The organism is Kiloniella antarctica, assembly GCF_042682825.1.
GTDB lineage: Bacteria > Pseudomonadota > Alphaproteobacteria > Kiloniellales > Kiloniellaceae > Kiloniella > Kiloniella antarctica.
In genome coordinates, this window is record NZ_JBHUII010000013.1 from 352,646 (window position 1) to 372,211 (window position 19,566).

At 40.9% G+C, this 19,566-nt stretch carries 16 protein-coding genes; 8 read left to right on the plus strand and 8 right to left on the minus strand.

What is annotated here, in order from left to right; translation table 11 throughout:
• Positions 1-85: 85 nt before the first annotated feature.
• Positions 86-1,996: a tetratricopeptide repeat protein gene (locus tag ACFSKO_RS20255; protein WP_380255107.1), complete on the plus strand. Its 1,911-nt coding sequence runs from the start codon at positions 86-88 to the stop codon at positions 1,994-1,996.
• A 104-nt stretch (positions 1,997-2,100) separates the two neighbouring features.
• Here the strand turns inward: ACFSKO_RS20255 and ACFSKO_RS20260 are convergent, their stop codons facing one another.
• The 8 genes from ACFSKO_RS20260 to ACFSKO_RS20295 form a co-directional block, all read right to left on the minus strand.
• Entirely contained in the window at positions 2,101-4,398 is a 2,298-nt protein-coding gene (locus ACFSKO_RS20260) for a tetratricopeptide repeat protein (protein ID WP_380255109.1), read from the minus strand.
• A gap of 60 nt (positions 4,399-4,458) precedes the next feature.
• Positions 4,459-5,100: a NeuD/PglB/VioB family sugar acetyltransferase gene (locus tag ACFSKO_RS20265; RefSeq protein WP_380255111.1), complete on the minus strand. Its 642-nt coding sequence runs from the start codon at positions 5,098-5,100 to the stop codon at positions 4,459-4,461.
• Between the two features lie 85 nt (positions 5,101-5,185).
• Positions 5,186-5,659, minus strand: a complete 474-nt coding sequence (gene fliS, locus ACFSKO_RS20270; protein WP_380255113.1) for a flagellar export chaperone FliS — start codon at positions 5,657-5,659, stop codon at positions 5,186-5,188.
• A gap of 19 nt (positions 5,660-5,678) precedes the next feature.
• A complete protein-coding gene (gene fliD, locus ACFSKO_RS20275; protein WP_380255115.1) occupies positions 5,679-7,364 on the minus strand; it encodes a flagellar filament capping protein FliD in 1,686 nt (561 codons plus the stop codon).
• A 49-nt stretch (positions 7,365-7,413) separates the two neighbouring features.
• Positions 7,414-7,821: a flagellar protein FlaG gene (locus ACFSKO_RS20280; RefSeq protein ID WP_380255117.1), complete on the minus strand. Its 408-nt coding sequence runs from the start codon at positions 7,819-7,821 to the stop codon at positions 7,414-7,416.
• An 89-nt stretch (positions 7,822-7,910) separates the two neighbouring features.
• Positions 7,911-8,711: a flagellin gene (locus ACFSKO_RS20285; RefSeq protein WP_380255119.1), complete on the minus strand. Its 801-nt coding sequence runs from the start codon at positions 8,709-8,711 to the stop codon at positions 7,911-7,913.
• Between the two features lie 247 nt (positions 8,712-8,958).
• Entirely contained in the window at positions 8,959-10,089 is a 1,131-nt protein-coding gene (locus ACFSKO_RS20290) for a DegT/DnrJ/EryC1/StrS family aminotransferase (protein ID WP_380255121.1), read from the minus strand.
• A gap of 201 nt (positions 10,090-10,290) precedes the next feature.
• Positions 10,291-11,166, minus strand: coding sequence for a flagellin (locus ACFSKO_RS20295; RefSeq protein ID WP_380255123.1), 876 nt, complete (start codon positions 11,164-11,166; stop codon positions 10,291-10,293).
• Positions 11,167-11,527: 361 nt separating this feature from the next.
• Between ACFSKO_RS20295 and rfbA the strand changes: the two genes are divergently transcribed.
• The 7 genes from rfbA to fliF all read left to right on the plus strand — a co-directional run bounded on the left by rfbA (position 11,528) and on the right by fliF (position 19,534).
• The gene (gene rfbA, locus ACFSKO_RS20300) at positions 11,528-12,412 is read left to right on the plus strand and encodes a glucose-1-phosphate thymidylyltransferase RfbA (RefSeq protein ID WP_380255125.1); all 885 of its coding nucleotides are present in this window, start codon (positions 11,528-11,530) and stop codon (positions 12,410-12,412) included.
• Between the two features lie 201 nt (positions 12,413-12,613).
• Entirely contained in the window at positions 12,614-13,051 is a 438-nt protein-coding gene (locus ACFSKO_RS20305) for a flagellar protein FliS (RefSeq protein ID WP_380255127.1), read from the plus strand.
• Positions 13,052-13,072: 21 nt separating this feature from the next.
• A complete protein-coding gene (locus ACFSKO_RS20310) occupies positions 13,073-14,551 on the plus strand; it encodes a flagellar hook-length control protein FliK (protein WP_380255129.1) in 1,479 nt (492 codons plus the stop codon).
• A 24-nt stretch (positions 14,552-14,575) separates the two neighbouring features.
• Entirely contained in the window at positions 14,576-15,283 is a 708-nt protein-coding gene (locus ACFSKO_RS20315) for a flagellar hook assembly protein FlgD (protein ID WP_380255131.1), read from the plus strand.
• Between the two features lie 90 nt (positions 15,284-15,373).
• On the plus strand, positions 15,374-17,005 hold the full coding sequence (locus ACFSKO_RS20320) for a flagellar hook protein FlgE (RefSeq protein ID WP_380255133.1): 1,632 nt from the start codon (positions 15,374-15,376) through the stop codon (positions 17,003-17,005).
• 207 nt (positions 17,006-17,212) lie between these two features.
• Positions 17,213-17,518, plus strand: a complete 306-nt coding sequence (gene sciP / locus ACFSKO_RS20325; protein ID WP_380255135.1) for a CtrA inhibitor SciP — start codon at positions 17,213-17,215, stop codon at positions 17,516-17,518.
• A gap of 267 nt (positions 17,519-17,785) precedes the next feature.
• A complete protein-coding gene (fliF, locus tag ACFSKO_RS20330; RefSeq protein ID WP_380255137.1) occupies positions 17,786-19,534 on the plus strand; it encodes a flagellar basal-body MS-ring/collar protein FliF in 1,749 nt (582 codons plus the stop codon).
• Positions 19,535-19,566 lie beyond the last annotated feature (32 nt).

Sequence of the window (19,566 nt, forward strand, 5' to 3'; positions counted from 1 at the left end):
CCTGGAGTTTTCAAATTTTGGATTATCATAAAACTCCGGCTCACGCTATTTATGACGACATAATCAACAATTACGAGAAAATCTGATGGCTGACCAATTACTAACGCTCTACGAAAAACATAAAAACAGATGGAATATTAGTGACTACAATACAAAAAAATGGCGTTCAGAACGCTTAGAAATAGCTAAGCGCTGGGGCCTGATTTCCATATCTGAAATCAATCTAGAAATTAATGGTCACGCTGTTAGCTCACAACAACTTCCTTGTTATTGGTATCGCTTCAAATCTTATTTACTCACCACCATTTTTTTACCCACAAAAGAAGAAAAAAGATTACTTAACGACATTATTCAAAGATATCATAAAAGCGCTGATCACGAGGAAAAAACCAAACTCCTTTTAATCCTTGGCCTTTTTTACTATCCACATCATCTTTTCAGTAACAACAAAATAAAACTCGTTACTGACTTTGAAAATATAACGTACCAAGCTTTACAGCCATACATCGTATTTTTACTAAATTATCCACAAATGCTTTTTGCAAATGATGAAGCCAATCAGCTACAGGATTACTACGAGTGGATCTTAGCTCATATAAAAAAATTTCTGGAAACCACCTCAGATAAGCAGAAAAGAAACCATATACTCAAATGGTGTACTACTATTTTTATTGGAGTTAACGTAACCGATCGTAATTTAAAAAATTTATATAAATTGAGAGGGGAAATAATTGAATTATACATCCAATCCCGACACCCTCAACTCCCCACGCTAATTCACGAATTCCGCACAACTAAAAGAAATAAAACGAAAACGTCTATTGGCCTTATAATAACAAGAATACAGCCTACTCCTGAGACAAGTATTTGGCTGTCTCATTTCAGAGCTCTCGATCCCAAAAAATATGAAAAATTTTTATTTAAAATCCCCACATCTCCTCAAAGTGACAAAAAATTTGAACAACATTTTTGCTCTTATTTTGATCACATCATCCCTTTGGAGTGCGATAATTTTTACCCTTTAGAGCATGAAGACAATCGAAATTTGGCTACCAAGAACTGTGTTGCACAAATTCGCAGCTACAATCTTGATTTACTTTCATTATCGAGTGTACCGTCCAACTATTTTTTGAATTTTGAGAATACTCTTGCACCGTATAGATTAGCGAAAAAACAATTCTTAACCACCGCAACTAGCCCACAGACATCTGGCTTATCACACATAGATTACATGATATCATCGCCCTCTATGGAGCCCCCAAAACCAGAAGAACAGTTTACAGAAACGCTAATTATAGAACCCGGAAGTAATCATTGCTTCGATTACAGTGGGCGTAGGCAGAATGTTACAATAGAAATCACAAGAAAAAGCCTTAACATCCCCCAAAATCATACCGTACTCATTAACGGCAGTAGCATGGGAAAACTCTCTAGAGAAGTTATAACCCTTTGGCTTGAGGTCCTCAAAAAAAGTAGCGACACTACCCTAATATTATTTCCTTATAACCCCCTATGGACAGATCGATACTCCCATAGGTTATTTGAAGAATATTTATTCATGTTGTGTTCAACACTAAAAGTTGATCCTAAAAGAATTTATATATTACCTCCCCGAAAACATTATTACGAAATAAATGCTATATTAAAGATGGGTGATATTTACGTCGACTCCTTCCCCTTTTCAGGCGCCACATCGATCCTTGATGCCTTTATTGCAGGCTTACCAACCGTTATAAAGTCGGGAAGAACACAAAGAACCATGCAAGCTGCAGCTATGAACAAAGCTATACATCTAGATGAACGTGTAAGTTATACAGATGAACAGTACAAAGAGCATTTACTAGAATTAATAGCGATGCCTTCATTACGTCAAAATATCAAAGCCAGAACAAAAGAAGCACTTAATAATTCAGCCCCCTTTTTAGATGTCCTAGCTTTCAATAAACGCCACGAAAGAATCATTGAAAAACTCATTTCTTGGGAAAATAACGGTTAAACTTCAACAAAACTCCATCTCCCTTCGTAACAATATTGATGTTCTTATCATTGCCACGACAAAAGCTACTACTTTTCGAAAACCAGTTCGACTTAACGCATACATCACTCTGATTTAGCGGATAAAAATTTTCTATAAAGCTTCTCAATAGGCCCAACCGTATAGTCAAACGCTTCGTTTGCGCGCCTTAGATGATGCCACTCTCTTTGAAGAGCAAGAACATCCGGCTTTCCAACAAGCTCTACAGTTTTATCAATATAATCATTGTAATCTTCAGCTATACAATAATCTAGACCACGGGATCTGAGTAATAATGCCCCTAAACGAGAATGAGTGCTCTCCCCCTGAAGCGTGACGAAAGAAACACACATTGCTAAAGAATCAAATGAGACTGTACTCGCGTTATATGGATAAGTGTCTAACCCTATATCAACCTCATTGAAGGAGCTTAGATATCCTTTAAGGTCAGAACTACCACGAAAATCAAGTCTCTCTTGGTCTATTCCATGCTCGACAAACCAATTTATATATTCACACCTAAGACCTTCACCATCAAAATTTCTATTCTTCAATAAAAGCCTAGAATTTGGTACTCGCTTAAGAATCTCAACCCACGCCTCAAACATCTTTGGAGAAATTTTTTCCAATCGGTTAAAACAACCAAAAGTAAAATAGCCTTTATTTAAATTAGGGCTTTTTTCATTAGGAACCACTCCATCAGGAGCCCATAGAACCTTTGATTTACGAATTTTATTATTTTCAAATGTTAAATATTGAACATCTTCAATGAAGTACTTTTTGTTTTCTTCTGGAACCAACGTCTCGTTTGCAATGTAATAATCAATACATTTCATTCCTGTTGTAAAGGGATAGCCGACGAAACTAACCTGCACTGGTGCAGGCTTATAAGCAAAAGCACGAAGTCGATTTCCTGGCGTATGCCCAGCTAGATCCACCAGAATATCAATTTCGTCTTCTTGAATTTTTTTGGCCAATTGAAGATCATCTAGAACTGAGGTCGAACACCAATCATCCGCATAAGTTTGAAGCCGTCGCGTTGTGTCATCAACCGATTTATTTTGAGCGTATAGAGTTATATGAAAAAATCCTCGATCATGATTAGCAATAATAGGCTCCATAAATCGGCTTGTAGCATGATCACGAAAATCTGGAGAAACATACCCAATCTTGATTTTCTTATTTTTTTGAGGAGCATAAGTCCTCGTTGGTAAAATACCTTGTTTACTCTGTTCTATTATTGCGCCATATTTTTTATGAGCTCTAAATCGTTCTTCAAGTGTATGCCTAGAATTGTAAACTTTAAAGGTCAGGAGTGAACTAATAAACATATGGTTATTTGGATCTAACTCTAACAACTCTTCCATAATCAACTCGGCTTCATCTAACCTGGAAGTTTCAAATAAAAGGCGGCTCATTGCTAATTTGAGATACCAAATCCCCATCCCTTCAGAAAAAAGAGCCTTTAAAATTTCTTCTGCCTCGCTATACCGAGCTTCATCAATCATAAGTCCAAGTAAAGCAGACCAAAGCTCTGGAACTCTAGGATATTTTTCGACCCCTTGTTCAAATATTTTTTGAGTTAATATCCTATCTTTAGAACCAATATATATAATGCGGCCCATGTTTAGATAAATAGTCTCGTGCTGAACACCAGCCTCTATTGCAGCATCCAAGTGGCTTTGGGCTGTATCTAAATCTCCCTCTTGGATGAGAGTACTAACAATATCATTATATGCGGCGGCACATTTCGGGTTAATTTCAATAGCCTTATCCCAAAAATTTCGGGCAAGTATTTTCTCGTTATTATTATAATAACAGCGACCTAAGCCACACAAAGCGTCCACATCACGGCTATTTTGGGAAATTACCTTTTCGTAGCATTCCTGCGCATTTTTAAAATCCTTTAATGTTTCATATACTTGGCCAGCGTTAAAAAATACATCAAAAAATTCTGTGTTTAATTTCATTACCTTTTGATAATATTTTATGGCTTCATGATACTTGAACTGCCGCTTTAGCGTATTACCTAAATTAAATAAGGCTTCCCAAAAAGTTCCATCAATGGAGGCGGCTTTTTTAAAACAAATCGCTGCCTGCTCAAGATGTCCCGTTTCAAATGACAGATGTCCCATTCTATAGAGACAATAAGGGTCCTTTACTGATTTAAAGCGGGCTCGCTCTATACTTTGGCATCCCTTTTCTATATCACCTAATCGGAATAATGCGTGGCCTAGCACATAATCAACAGCAGAATTTTTTTTCGTTTTTTGCCGCTCGAGACAGGCTGTAACAACTTCTGGATATTTTCCCAAAGTCATTAATCGTAATAATTCATCTAAGCGGAAATCGTCTTTAGAAATTTTTTTTTGCTTTAATTTCATATTAATAAGATGGCCTTGTATTGAAAATTATGTGAGGAGCCCAAGCTTCAAGCTATAATATCAAATTGTTTTTTTAATTCTAGCAGGATTACCAAAAGCAAGTGAACCATCTGGAACATCATTATAAACCACTGAGGCCGCAGCAACCTTTGAAGCTTGCCCTAAAATACACTCTTTAGTGATAACCGCCTTTGTTCCAATAAACACTTCAGAATTCAATGTCACATTACCATTCAACGTCGCATAGGGTGACAAAACTGTGTGCGCACCGACCTTACAGTCATGACCTACTGAAGAATATATATTCAACAAACTGTTTTGCTCCATATGCGAACAAGAGCCAAAAAAAGAGAAAGGACATAAAATACTCCCTTCCTCTATGCTTCCAGAAGAAGACATATAAGCACTTGGATGAATAAGAGTTTGGAAGGCAGCTCCCTTATTTTTATATTTACGGTAAACATTTGCTCTAGCTCGGGGATCACCTAACCCAATAAGGAACTTAAATTCATCAATCGGCAAATTAGTATCAAATGAACCCAGCACTTTTGCTTCGGCTGAAACCATGGATCCAACAGGAATTGTATCATCTAAAAAACCAACAAGCTCTCCCGTTAATACACCCTCACCTAAACTATCGTAGAGATATTCCGCTATTTCTTTCCCGAATCCACCTGCGCCAAATATGATGTATTTATCCATGGAACCCCTAAAGCAAAAAAGCTCCCACCAAGGAGCCCAGAGCAACAAAATTATTCATTAACAATCAGAAGAAATGTAACATACTCTACACGCTAAGTGATGCAGAACGTGACCCACTATTATTTTCAATATTACCATTATTTACTGGTGTATTTCCTGCCGTAGGTACCTGTGCACTTTTCCCCTCTGTTTGCTTGGCGACTTCTATCCACGTTTCTTTCATTTGGTTTAAACTATCCAGAACGTCCTCGATTATTGCCTCTGAATTTCTTGTATTAATTTGCATCATACGGATAAAAAGATTGTCATAGAACTGGTGCAGCATAGGAGAGATATCCCCTCCATTTTCGAAATCCAACTGCCCTTGCAATCCCAAAATAACTTTTGAGGCTTTATCCACGGCGTTAAATCGATTCTCAAAGTCCCCTTCGCTATCGTAACGTTTAGCATCATTTACCAAGCGGATTGCACCTTCAAAAAGCAAAATAATTGCTCTCATAGGACTTACATTTTTTGAAGCCTGCGTATATGCGTTAGAGCTATATGGGTTAGGATACATTAGGCCTACTCTTTGGGAATTATGACGATTGACTTAAAGAAGCTTCTAACTGCTTTCTAGTTGCATCAGCTTGGGCTAGCACCTGTTCTAAACGAGCATATTTTTGATATAAAAATGACTTAGTTAACTCAAGTCGCGCGTCAATTGCTTGAATTTTTTCATTCATATCAGTGTTATCAGTTGTCAACTGTTCAAGACGGGTTGGAATTTCCCCTGTGCCCGTTTTAACAAATCTGTCAAGTCCTTGGAATAAGTTATCGGCAATACCGAGAGACGTCTTAACATTTATTGTTTGAGCACCACTTCCTGCTGTTCCGACAAAAGCAAGAGTTATACCTTCAAAGGCTGTCCCCGCCTTCCCTACCAGGCCAGCACCATTTATATCAAAAACATCTCCGTACCCAGTCACAGACGCTCCCGTAATGTTACCGCTTCCGTCAACTCCATCGATTATAAGCTCAAAATCATCAACATTCAAAGCTTCAGATCTTGAAATCACCCTTAAACGACTATCATCCGTTTTAAATGAAAATTCGAAAACATCCCTTACACCTTCTAAATTATTAACAAGGACGTCATCCAATTTCGTGTCATCTATGGTCAACTTATTATCGTCGTCAAAGGCAAGACCAATAAGATTAATGTTATTTAACCCCGTACTATCGACACCAAGAGCACCATTCGCAAGAATTGAGGTCATATTCGTATCAATTCTGCGCAGTATATCATCCCCATACAAAATAGGTTTTGATGATGTCGTGCTGGCTGGGTCATAGTTCTGTTGCGACTTTACAAAATCTTTTATCTCATTGTAAGCCACAACAAAATTGTTAATGGCTTCTTTTACAGCACCCAAATTATGATCTAACTCGACTTTAATATTATTACCTACTTCAGCTTTGAAAAGCTGTAATGTAACTCCCTCAATAACATCAGAAATTTGATTACTATCTCGCTCAATAACAGTCGCGATTCCATCTATTTTAATTTGAGCTTTGTCCGCGGCCTGAATCTCACTCAGGTTAGCACCATCCCCAAATGTCGACAGGAAATTACCTGCTCCGCTTATAGAAACGGCCTTACCCGTTTCCTCGCCTGTAACAATCAATCGATAATCAGTATCCGATACTTTAATTACAGATGCCCGAACATCAGTATCACCAGTCACACCATTTATGGCCTCGGCAATTTCATAAAGCGTCATATCTGATGTGATTGCTACATCCTTGGTTGTAGCTCCGGTAAGCCCAATTGTTATTGTATCGGTAACACCTTGAGCTGCCGTACCATCAGCAACGCTACCTGATGACACTTTATTTGCTGTGGCAACTTGAAGTATTTCAACATCGTATGTACCTGTTACTGAAGAATTGGTAGACGAAACACCAAGAAGGTCTGTCGCGGGAGTAGAAGTCGAGGATGTTAAGAAACCCGATTTATTTTCAAAAAGATTACTATCAATTCCTGAAAGACCAGGTGGGTTTCGTAACCCAGAAAGAGATGATTTAAGATTGGATAACAGAGTATTCAATTGACCATAAGCAGCTGTCTTAAGATCATTATTTTCTATCGTAGATTCCATACGAATAGCAGGAATACGTTTTGCTAAAATCGTCGCCTCAACAATAGCAGCCGTATCAAAGCCTGAATACTGACCTGTAATTCGAGGTACACCATTAATGAATGTTAAATTTCCAGCGTCCATGTCGTACTCCATATCAAAAGTATAATTATTTATGCAAAATGCATTCCAACTATACTTTTGTATCTACATCCGGTGTAACAGAAGACGGTACAATTTTGGGATAATTTCCCAACATTGTTTTACTTGGGAACTCAGAGATCACAGCATTGCTGTTTTCATCCACCACGCGTACAACCAGCCGGCCTGAATCACTATCCCTGTAGGTCATAATGTTCGAAGAACCATTCCCTCCAGCCTTAGCTGAAGCTCCATCCTTTATAACATTACTATCAGCAGGGCTGTTTAAAGCACTGGCTCCACCAGATAACGTACGGTTTAAATTATCTAAACCTAATGCCCCGGAAGAACTTGCCGCTTTAGCAGGCAAAGTTTGACTTGTTACCGCCTGAACGGGAGCAGAATTAGACACCTTAGGCACAGAACGAGCAGGTTGATTTTGAATAGTTAAATCGGACAATTCTTTTTCTCCTCCACTCTATACCCAATATGGCCTATAATTAAGAAAAATGGTTAGGAACCCGAAAGCTCCTAACCCTATTATAAATCTTATTGAAGAACTCTCAATAGACTTTGTGGAATCTGGTTTGCCTGAGAAAGAGCCGACACAGCTGCCTGTGTCAAGACATTGGCCGTAACCAGTTTACTTTGCTCTGCAGCCAAATCAACGTCTTTAATTGTTGAGTTTGCAGCCTCAATGTTTTCAATTGAAGTCGCAACCTGTGAGCCACGGGTTTCAAAACGAGAAATAAGCGCACCAACGGTAGCCCTTGAACTAGACACAGCGGCAATCGCAGTATCCACAGTACCAAAAGCTGTAACAGCACCACCTGAAGTTGAAATGTTATCAGTCGGGGCAGTAACACCTGTTGCAGAAATATTCGCAACAATCGTATCAGCAACAGCTGTACCAACAAAGAAAGTTTGGTTAAAACTACCGATTAGCGTCTGACCGTTAAAGGTCGTGGTACTCGTAATACCAGTAATCTCAGTTGAAAGAGCTTGAAATTCAGTATTGATGTACCCTCTTTCGGTATCAGAAACGGCACCAGATAATGATTGAGCCGCAAGAGCTTTCATACGCTGAAGAACATCACTGATACGTGCTAGGCCACCATCCGCAACCTGAAGAATCGAAGCACCTTGTGACGCATTGACTGACGCTTGTTTTAGCGCACTAACATCAGCAGAAAGTTTTGTACTAACGGCCAAACCAGCCGCATCATCAGATGCACGTACAATACGCGACCCAGAAGCAAGCTTCGCAACCGCGTTCGATGCTGCATTAGAATTTATATTTAGGAAACGTGTTGCAGCATTAGCTGCTGTATTTGTAGCCACAACTGGCATATTATTATTCCTTCTACTTGAAGTATGTTAAGCTAAATCCATCCTGGATAAAGCCAGTTTAAAGTCGCCTTCTTGGCAACTCGTTATCTTTCTCATCTTGAAAAAAATAACTTAAATCATGATCACAACAATACAATTATGATAAACAGATTTATGATCCTAATAATCTACAGAATATATTAACAAACTATTAATAGAAGCAAGCGCGATATTTGACACCTAGGTAAACAATTGATTTAAAGAACAATTAAGACCCCGACTCGCTAATGTGCTTAAGCTTTATCGCAACCTTTTTTATATCAAATTCGGATAAAAATGGTGAAAATGGCACCCCCAACACTTGAGTGTACAAGGATGCTGATACCGGAAACATCGAGATATTGTTTCGAGAAAGAGAGTTAAATAATGGGTTCTGGGGTAGAATATCCTCCCACCAAATACCAGCATCTATTCCTGCGTTCTTTAAATTCCTCACAACATCTTTCGCCAGTAAATTTTCAACGATCACATTAAATGTAGTTGCATATTTTCCAGCTTCACCCTTTAAAAGCCGTACATTAGGAATTTCACTTAAAGCTTTCACATATCGTTCTCGGCTCTTTAAGTTTTTTGACTTTATTGTCAAAAAACGATCAAATTGTGCAAGACCAACAGCCGCGTGATACTCACTTAATTTGTAATTCCCCCCCTGTACTCCAGCCACGCGCCTTCCACAAAAACCAAAAGTTGTGTATTCTCGAATTCGTTTTGCTAATGCTATGTCTTTCGTTACAACAAACCCGCCCTCACCAACGCCAAATATTTTCGTAGCGTGCAGACTAACCACAGCAGGACTGTTTCCAGGTGTTAGGGAGCAAAACGAGGCAGCAGCATCGACGACAACCGGGATGCTCTTTTCTTCTGAAAATTCATCCCATAAACGTACATCAATCTCTGCGCCAAATGGAGCAACGGGCATAATAATATCTGGGTGGGGATTATTCGAATTTTGTAAATACTCTTCGACGAGACTTGGCGTCAAAGCCCCTGAAACAGGATCAACATCACAAAATATAGGTTGCCCTCCCGCTTCAAGGACAGCCTGAGCAGAAGCAACAAATGTCCAAGCTGGAAGTAAACAGGTAAAATTTTGCCGAAAAGGGCTTCCCGTTTTTCTTAACTTCGACAGAGATAATCTTAGTGCAACTGTCAAGCCAGCAGTTGCACTTGTTAAAGTTACAATTTTTGATCGATTTACATTAAATTGTTGTGCCAGTAGCTCTTCAAAAGAAGCTAATCTTGGACCAAAATTCGTATACCACTTATCATGATCCATCTGCCGTAGATAGGGAACCAACTCATCAGCGGTGGGCATATCTGGTTGAAAAAGAGGGATCAAAAGTTATCTCAAAATTGAATATTTGTGGAAGTTTAAGAGATATATTTTATCATATAACTTTAAAATGAGTAAAAGAATTAAAATTCTATACTGAGCTTATTAATACTTAGCAGCTACAGGCTTAACACATTAAATTTGACTTCGAAATTTAGGGCGCCCATCCTGGGCGCCCTAAGAGCCATGTGAAAGCAAAGTACTATTTTACTGAAGTAATGACAGAAGCGTTTGAGGCAACTGGTTCGCTTGAGATAACGCAGAGACCGAGGCCTGAACAAGAACCTGGCTAGAAACCAAACGTGCCTGTTCTGCCGCCAAATCAACATCAACAACAGAGGACAAAGCCGCATCAATATTTTCTTTAGATGTCGCTACCTGTTGCTGCCTAAATTCAAATCTTGAAACGATAGAACCAATATTGGCCCGCGCTTCAGAAACTTCGTTAATAGCCAAGTCAACAGATGCCATAGCAATTGATGCATTCGCAGCTGTATCCACACCAGACAAGCTAAGATTAGCAACACCACCACCTGATGTCGCAAGACCATCAGCTAAAAAGTTAGACGCCGTTGCACTTATCGTCGAAATATCAACAGTAATGACATCCGCAGTTGTAACGCCAACAAAGAAATTTACTGGGCCAGCGCCAAACTGTGTCCCTGTACCATCGAGCAAAGACTCACCATTAAATCGTGTACTCGCCGCAACGCCGCTAATTTCAGCGATGAGCTGGGTATATTCTGAATTAATAAAACCACGTTCAGTATCCGTTGGCACACCAGACAAAGAAGCCGCAGCAAGAGCCTTCATTCTTTGAAGAATGTCTGACACTCTAGCTAGACCACCGTCACCAACCTGCATTACTGATGCACCTTGAGCGGAGTTGATAGAAGCTTGTTGCAAGACATTACTATCTGCACGCAATCTCGTACCAATAGCCAAACCCGCCGCATCATCGGAAGCGTTTACAATACGGGAACCAGAGGCAAGCTTAGAGATTGAACTCCCGGATCTCTGAGAGTTCAGGTTCAAAAATCGCAGAGCCGAGTTGGCTGCTGTATTTGTAGTTACTGTAGGCATGTTCTTTCCTTTCACATTTAGCTCAACGGAACAGCTTCTTGCTGGTCCACCGCCATAGACGGCATTGTTGAATTCAACGTTATTTATGCAAAGGTAATGCCAACTAATTTAAATATTAAAAATCAGATACTTACACTAGAAACGCTTATAATAAATAATTTCCCATTAACCCTATCTTCCTAGCTAAGCACTGTTTTTGCCCCATAGATGAGGAAAACTATTCCTATTACCAAGCAAACAAAACTAGACAGGGGATATTTAGAGTTCAAAAAATTATCCATTTGATATGTATGAATGTTTCAGGCCAAAATACGCATAAGTAATTCAATGCTCCCAATCCCTCACACGAAAGAGACCAACCATGATTAATAAAGCAATCATACTGGCCGGAGGAACTGGTTCTCGCTTACGCCCTCTAACCGACGTTGTTTGCAAACAACTCTTACCTGTCTATGACAAGCCAATGCTCCATTACCCTCTGGGAACACTTATGCTGTTGGGGATTAGGGATATATTGATTATCAGTACTCCGAAAGACCTCCCCTCCATACAAGAGAATTTGGGTGATGGATCAGAGCTTGGGGTTTCCATACAATATAAAGTACAAGACACTCCTCAAGGGCTACCCGAGGCCTTCATACTCGGAGAAGAATTTATAAATGGCCAACCTATCTGCCTTATCCTCGGAGACAATATACTATACTGGGGACAACTGAATTTGGTATGGAACGAATGTTTGTCCTTATCAAAAGGCGCATATGTAGTTGGTGCCCATACACGTGAACCGGAACAGTTTGGGGTAATTGAGCGTGACAAAAACAACAACGTTATTTCTATCGAAGAAAAACCGAGTATCCCTAAATCAAACATCGCTGCTATAGGGTTATATTTTTATGATGATCAAGTTGTTCAACACGCAAAGTCCCTATCCCCCTCTACAAGAGGTGAATTGGAAATTACCGACTTAAATAATATCTATTTAAAAAATAAGGAGCTTAGAGCAAAAATTTTATCACGAGGCACCACCTGGCTTGATGCAGGAACCATCACATCCCTAATGGATGCCTCGACTTTCTTTAAAATTATTGAGGATCGGCAAGGTCTAAAGATATGTTGCATTGAAGAAGTGGCTTACAATATGGGCTACATATCAAAAAAACAGCTTCTAAAGCTTGCCCTTAATTTCGAGGGAAGCAGCTACGGTCGATACCTTGAACAAAGAGTAACTGACACTCTGAACAGATAATCGTCTGCACAAAAAGTTTCTATTTAATTGGTCGGCACCTTTGTCCTCACCTCCCAACCTCACACCCGGCATTCTTTTCCTAGAACAACATTCGTTATTTTTTTATGTTTAAAATCAATGCCTAAACTCTAAACAAAAACTGGCCCAAGGTTTGCATAATTCTTCGTGAGTTTATTTTACTCAAGATAGATTGGAAATATTATGCATTGGCAAGCCGACAATACTGCACCTTCAATTCACTCATTGGACACATCTCTCGGTGAAGTCTTAATGCTTGTGAATCAGACGATCAATGCACTGGGTGAAGCCAAAGAAGCTGTTACCACTCTTGAGATAGAAAAACGCTTCAACGCAACAGTCAAAGCGACAGCACTTTTAGATGCCATAGAAGAAGAAATGAAGGCAGATATCTCTGAAGGGATACGAAATGCCTTTATGCAAACCTATCTAGGTATCATCGCGAATATGGTGAGAATAAACGTTAAAAATGATTTAGAAGCTGCCAGAGAGTGCCTCTCTCTTATCATGAATTTCCGACAAATATGGACAACATTACACCCTACTCTTGAAGAAGAGTGTTTTGCCTGGCCTCTCTCCGCGACGGAAAATCATAAGCGCTCTGGTCTACATCTCGCCTAAAGGAAACTGAGGATAAGTCAGATGAATTACTACACTATTGATAATTACCGAACCGCTGACACTCAAGCGTCAACAAAAGTACAAAAAGCCTCTACGCCAAACCAAGACTTTGCTGAGTACCTAAATTTGACTGGTAACTCCAAACGGTCGACTGCAGTTAATCCTAGTTTAAAGCAGGACAACTCTATTCTTGGCAATATCCTAAGTAGAACGCCTTGGCCTGCTGAAAGAGATATATCTTTTAGCAATGCAGAGCGAGCTATTGATGATACCCCGACCGTGGACGAGCGAGTGGATGCTTCGCCAACCGAAGAGAACGTCGACAATCAAGCCGCATCGGAAGATATGGACTCTGCGGCAAATCATGAGAACGAAGATAGCAACGATAAAGAACACGCTAACAAGACTGCCGCATCTGACGATACTCCCCGTGATGATGTTACTGAGCAAAATACGTCAGATAACACCAAAATGGATGCCACTGTCGTTGAAGCATCAACACAAGCGAGTACACAATCAAAATCTATTGCATCTTCTCCCGTCTCAAGCTCTAGTCCGGCTGCCCAGTCTCTAGCGCAAAGCACCTCTGCTCCTGCCACAGTTAATTCCGGTTCGGAAAAAGGAAGCGGCGATAAAGCAAATAGTGTTGCCAATATAAAAACGACGCAAACTGATGTCACCTCAAAGCCAATGAGTAGCCTCACGGCTTCTGCTTCTGTTACCGCCATGGAAACCCAAAACGCAAAAGTTTCCGCTTCGATTAACGTTAGCACACAAAGTAAAGCTGAACCCACTAATAGCAGTAACACTGCGTCATCAACTACCGCAGCGAATGTTAAAGGGTCAAGCCCGACACAGACAGCACAAGCTGTGTTCGCTGCTACTCAAGGACAAAACGGAAATAACACGAACAATCAGTCGCAAAATGGCACCGGGCTCGCGCGTGCCGATGCCGGAGTAACAACAGGCATTAAAGCCTCTTCTCTAGGTGAGAGTTCAAGTTTCTCACAAACACTGAGCTCGACATCCCGCACAGCAAATACCGCCTCGACACAAAGCACGTTAAAGTCGATGAATTTGACCACCGCTGATCAAGTTTCTGTACATATTAAAAAAGCCTTAGGTGAAAACAAAGACAGCATCTCCATAAAGCTGCATCCGTCTGAATTAGGACGCGTAGATGTTAAAATGGAAATCATCGAAGGTGGATCCATAAAGGCAACAATTACTGCTGAACGCCCAGACACGCTAGATCTCTTACAAAGAGACTCTCGTCTACTGGAAAAAGCCCTTCAAGAAGCTGGCCTCAAGACAGACGGTCAAAGCCTTAGCTTCAACCTAAAGCAAGATGGAAGTGAACAAAATCGCTCTACCAATAGTGATTCTGAATTTGCTTCCAACACTGATGGCTCATCCGATACGGAAAGCGATCTTCCAGAAAATGCTGATTTAGCAAGCACCACCTCATCTCATGATGGTGATCTTGATATCAGTGTTTAATCGAGATGGCAGGAGAATAAGATAATGGAAACAGCAGTAAACACTCCCGCACCAGTAAATGGTGTCACCTATAAAAGTACGGGCGGAGATTCCGATCTTACTGGCGGGAACTCGCTTAACGATACGTTTGACATGTTCCTTAAGCTCCTGACCACACAATTAAAATATCAAGACCCTCTCGACCCAACTGATAACAATGAATTTGTTAATCAGCTTACACAGTTCTCTCAAACGGAAGCAGCAATCGGAACAAATACAAAACTAGACAGCTTGATTGCACTCCAAAACAACAGCCAGCTCAGTTCGGCACTGGACTACGTCGGAAAAGAAGTTCGAGCAGACAGTATCGTACTTAATCTTGAGGACGACGGTTCAGATATTATCTACGCTCTCTCTGGGAATTCAGATAAAACCGAAATCAAAATCATTGATTCGACCGGAGAAACCGTACGAACGCTTCAAGGCTCAAAAACATCTGGTCAACATGAAATTCATTGGGATGGCAAAGACGCGGACGGTAACACCCTAGAAAACGGATTGTACGGGTTTGCCGTCGTCGCTACAGATAAAGACGGCCAAACAATTCAAACGGCCCAAGGGATACAAGGTACCGTCACAGGAATTCAACTCAATAGCGGCCAAGTTGTTCTTAACATGGGTGAAGTCGAAATTCCGATCACAAGTGTTCAGGCCATCATACAAAAACCGACAACCACAACTGGGAGCACCTAAGATGAGATCCAATATATCAAGAAGTATTCCTCATCCAACGACATGCCCCCATTGTCACGATGGAATTTATACAAATAGGGAGATTAGATCATGAGTATATACGGAGCCCTATATGCTGGCGTGTCCGGCCTCAATGCACAAAGTAATGCGATGGGGATGATCTCAGACAACATCGCCAACGTAAATACCATTGGGTATAAAGGTGTCAGCGCTCGTTTTTCTACTCTCGTAGCTCAATCCGCAAGCGCAACACAATACGCATCTGGAGGTGTACGCTCTGCTCCTTTGAGTAACATCGACAAACAAGGACAGCTCCAAGGGACAGCATCAGGAACCGATCTTGCCGTTGCCGGACGTGGTTTTTTTGTTGTCAGTGATCGCCCTGCAACAGGCACCAGCACGCAATATCTATTTTCTCGTGCAGGATCTTTCAGGCCTGATGCAGCTGGTAATCTTGTTAATGCCGGTGGTTATTATTTACAAGGCTGGTCGATAACACCTGGTGCCAGCACTCCAACCAGCGGCAGCACTTTCACCGGCCTTGACACTGTAAATATTTCAAATTTGAATGGCTCAGCTAGAGCAACAACGAACCTCAGTATTGATTTAAATTTACCATCCACGGCTCTTGCCACGGCACAGACCAGTGATGTTTTAATGGAAGTCAATCTTGATAACACCGCTCTTACCGGAGCGACACATGACGTCAACTTAACAGTTTATGATGAAACCAATACGGCACAAGCTGTTACATACCGGTGGACGAAACTTGCAGCAGCAAACCAATGGTCAATTGAAGCCCTCCCACCAGGAGGCGGCACAGTAACAAATGGCGGGCCAACAACAGTCGTTTTTGATCCAGTGACAGGTCGCCCAACGTCAGGATTTCCACCTCCAAATCCGCTCTATGCATGGAGTAACGGCTCCAGTAGTAGTGTTGATATAGCAAGTTTCGGAGCTGGAATTACCGAAACGGCCGCAGCTTCAGCATCTTCATCACAACAATACAACGATCAATATGTTGCGACTACTCAAATTCTTGACGATTTAGGCAATACTCACGATATGAATATCGCCTTTACCAAGACAGCAGCAAATACGTGGGATGTCACCGTTTTAAATCCTACGCTCAACGGTGTAGAAAGTGGTGTTGTTACAGGCCTGCCTCGGTCAATTAATTTTTCAGGTGGCACACCAAGCCTTATAAACTTACCTCCAATCACAATTGATTGGTCGACAGGAAGTACTGGCGCTACGAATAGTACAATAACTCTTGATGGTGGCACCATAGGCGGTGCAGATGGAATTATTCAGTTCTCGGGAAGTTTTATTGTTAATGGCACAGAACAAGATGGGGTGAGCTTTGGTAATTTCAGAGGTGTCTCCATTAATGAGGAAGGCGTCGTAACGGCTTTATTTGATAACGGAGAACAACTCGATATTGCACAAATTCCACTCGCAATGTTCCCCAATCCAAACGGTCTTGAAGCCCGGACAGGTAATGCTTACAGCGCAACATCCGATTCAGGTAATTTCATCCTTAACAGACCTAAGATTGGTGGTGCAGGTTTGATAGCATCATCCTCACTCGAAGCATCAAATATTGACCTTGCAGAAGAGTTCACCAATATGATTGTTACACAAAGGGCCTACTCAGCGAGTTCAAAGATCATTACAACTGCAGATGAGATGCTGGACGAACTCATTAGAATTGTTCGTTAGAAAATACAAATAAACTCAACTAAAAAATTATTTTTACAGCTCCTCAAATTGAGGAGCTGTTTTTATTTGTGTTAAAAGCCTGTTTCCAAAGGCAATTCAAAAACTACATACAATTTAAGATAAATTGTCTAAATTATTGATATTAATAGTTTTTCAACACCCCTAAGCTATAAAGGCAAGAGTGATTTAATAGCTGGAGTACATACAATGGGGTCTAGCAGTTTAAACCGGCGGATTATTGACGCTGATATAAGCGCCAATCCCTTATCGCTGGAAGACCTTCCGCCACCAGAAACAAAACGATGGGTTATTCGACGAAAAGCACAAGTCGTTGCTGGTGTAAGAAACGGGGTTATAAGCCTCGATGATGCTTGCAAAAGATATAAGCTGTCATTGGAAGAATTTCTTTCCTGGCAAAGGTTGATTGATAATCACGGGCTACGTGGCTTACGAACCACCCATTTGCAAAAATATCGTATAGATACCGAAAGCAAAAGTGCTGTAAAAATTTAAGCAAAGTTAAAGAGTAACATTACAAAAGATTATTATTCTCTATCTTTCGATTTTCGCAAAATATAATAAATTTCAGAGCTTATTACTTATTTAGTAATAAGCTCTTGACTTTATTATCTAAAATTTGATTCAATTGCCTAGGCAAATTTTGCCTAGTACTAGGCAAATTTTTCCTTTGTTAACGTCCTATTTACCGAATAGCTATAGGTTAAGCTTAACAGGTTTTACTGACATTTAGTAAATAGTAATAATTCGGATATTGCGGTAGTGAATACATTCGTCGATACATTAAAGAATCTTGGGCCCGCCCGACTTGGAATAATGGCCGCAGTTGCAGCGGCTATTATTGCTTTTTTCATTTATCTGACTGGGCGCGTAGCAACACCAGAAATGGCATTGCTGTATGCTGATTTGGATCCTCAAGAAAGTGGCCAGATCGTAAGTGAGCTTGATCAACGTCAAATTCCTTACAAGCTCTCTCCAGCTGGTGATGCCATATATGTACCTGGTAACAATGTTGCTAGAATGCGTGTTGCTATGGCTGAAAAAGGATTACCAAGCGGAGGTTCCATTGGATATGAAATATTCGACCAATCGGAAGCGCTGGGCACCACTAGCTTTGTCCAAAACATAAACCATTTAAGAGCGCTAGAAGGTGAGCTTTCACGAACGATAAAATCAATCAACCGGATTAGACAAGCCCGTGTTCACTTAGTCTTACCTCAAAGAGAGCTTTTTAGCAGAGATAAACAATCCCCAACAGCATCTGTTGTCGTAACGACACAAGGCAACATTCTCCTTGATCGCCAACAAATACTATCCATTCAGCACGTTATTTCAGCTGCTGTACCAGGAATGAAGCCAACAAACGTCTCAATCATCGATGATAAAGGTAACCTTCTTGCGCGCGGAGGAGAAGAAGGTGACCTTTCCACGCTTACAACTTCAGCAGATGAACGCCGGATCGCATACGAAACACGCCTCATGCGTACGGTCGAAGAGCTTCTAGAGCGCTATGTCGGCCGCGGAAATGCCCAAGTACAGATATCTGCGGAAATGGATTTCGACCGAATTACAGAAAACTCAGAAGTTTTCGATCCCGATGGTCAAGTGGTTCTCTCTACCCAGACTGTTGAAGAAAATGCCAGTGATACAGAAGATGCTGGAAACGAGGGCATAACCGTAGGTAACAACCTTCCAGATGCCAATCTTGGTCAGTTAGGTGGCGCAACCGGAGCTCAGAGCAACTCATCTAGAACAGAAGAAACCGTCAACTTCGAGAATTCAAAAATCATTAAAACCCGCGTGCATGAAACAGGCGCAATTCGTCGTCTCTCAGTTGCTGTCATCATCAATGACATGTCTGAAGTCAACGAAGAAGGTATACGTACCTTTACAAGCCGTAGCGAAGAAGACATTGCTCAACTCGGCGCTATCGTACGCTCAGCAGTCGGGTTTGATGAAAGCCGTGGTGACAAAGTCGAAATTGCTAACTTCCGCTTTGCTGAACTTGACCCCTTATTACTTCCAGAAGAAGGTGTCCTTGGGATTGGCAAAGACGAAATGATGCGTTTTGCTGAACTCTTTATTCTTGGGGTCGTCGCAATATTAATTCTTCTTTTGGTAGTTAGACCTCTTGTTACCCGTGTAATTGATGGAGATTTTACGCCAGCGGGGGATACAGGTGCAGGTACGATTACAATTCCAGGGCCTGATGGCCGGCCCATGGTAATGGCAGCCCCTGGTGGCATCCCTGGAATGCAGGGAATACCAGGAATGCCGGCACAAATCGGCGCCGACGGACTTCCGATGTTAACATCAGATGCCAGTGAAGGCGGAAATCTGCCTGCGGAAACGGCAGGAGTTAATTCAGAAATTGAACAAATGATTGACATGAACAAAGTTGAAGGACGTGTGCGTGCCTCATCTCTAAACAAAATTGGCGAAATCGTTGAAAAACATCCTGAAGAAGCTGTTCAAATCCTTAGATCATGGCTCTATCAGGAAGGTAAATAAGATACACCAGACAAAATTTAATTATTAAGAGC

Coding starts and splice junctions, on each gene's coding strand:
- ACFSKO_RS20305 (WP_380255127.1), top strand. CDS start 12,614: ATGCATTGGCAAGCCGACAATACTGCACCTTCAATTCACTCATTGGAC.
- ACFSKO_RS20255 (WP_380255107.1), top strand. CDS start 86: ATGGCTGACCAATTACTAACGCTCTACGAAAAACATAAAAACAGATGG.
- sciP (WP_380255135.1), top strand. CDS start 17,213: ATGGGGTCTAGCAGTTTAAACCGGCGGATTATTGACGCTGATATAAGC.
- ACFSKO_RS20310 (WP_380255129.1), top strand. CDS start 13,073: ATGAATTACTACACTATTGATAATTACCGAACCGCTGACACTCAAGCG.
- fliS (WP_380255113.1), bottom strand. CDS start 5,659: ATGTATCCTAACCCATATAGCTCTAACGCATATACGCAGGCTTCAAAA.
- ACFSKO_RS20315 (WP_380255131.1), top strand. CDS start 14,576: ATGGAAACAGCAGTAAACACTCCCGCACCAGTAAATGGTGTCACCTAT.
- ACFSKO_RS20285 (WP_380255119.1), bottom strand. CDS start 8,711: ATGCCAGTTGTGGCTACAAATACAGCAGCTAATGCTGCAACACGTTTC.
- fliD (WP_380255115.1), bottom strand. CDS start 7,364: ATGGACGCTGGAAATTTAACATTCATTAATGGTGTACCTCGAATTACA.
- ACFSKO_RS20320 (WP_380255133.1), top strand. CDS start 15,374: ATGAGTATATACGGAGCCCTATATGCTGGCGTGTCCGGCCTCAATGCA.
- ACFSKO_RS20265 (WP_380255111.1), bottom strand. CDS start 5,100: ATGGATAAATACATCATATTTGGCGCAGGTGGATTCGGGAAAGAAATA.
- ACFSKO_RS20295 (WP_380255123.1), bottom strand. CDS start 11,166: ATGCCTACAGTAACTACAAATACAGCAGCCAACTCGGCTCTGCGATTT.
- ACFSKO_RS20260 (WP_380255109.1), bottom strand. CDS start 4,398: ATGAAATTAAAGCAAAAAAAAATTTCTAAAGACGATTTCCGCTTAGAT.
- rfbA (WP_380255125.1), top strand. CDS start 11,528: ATGATTAATAAAGCAATCATACTGGCCGGAGGAACTGGTTCTCGCTTA.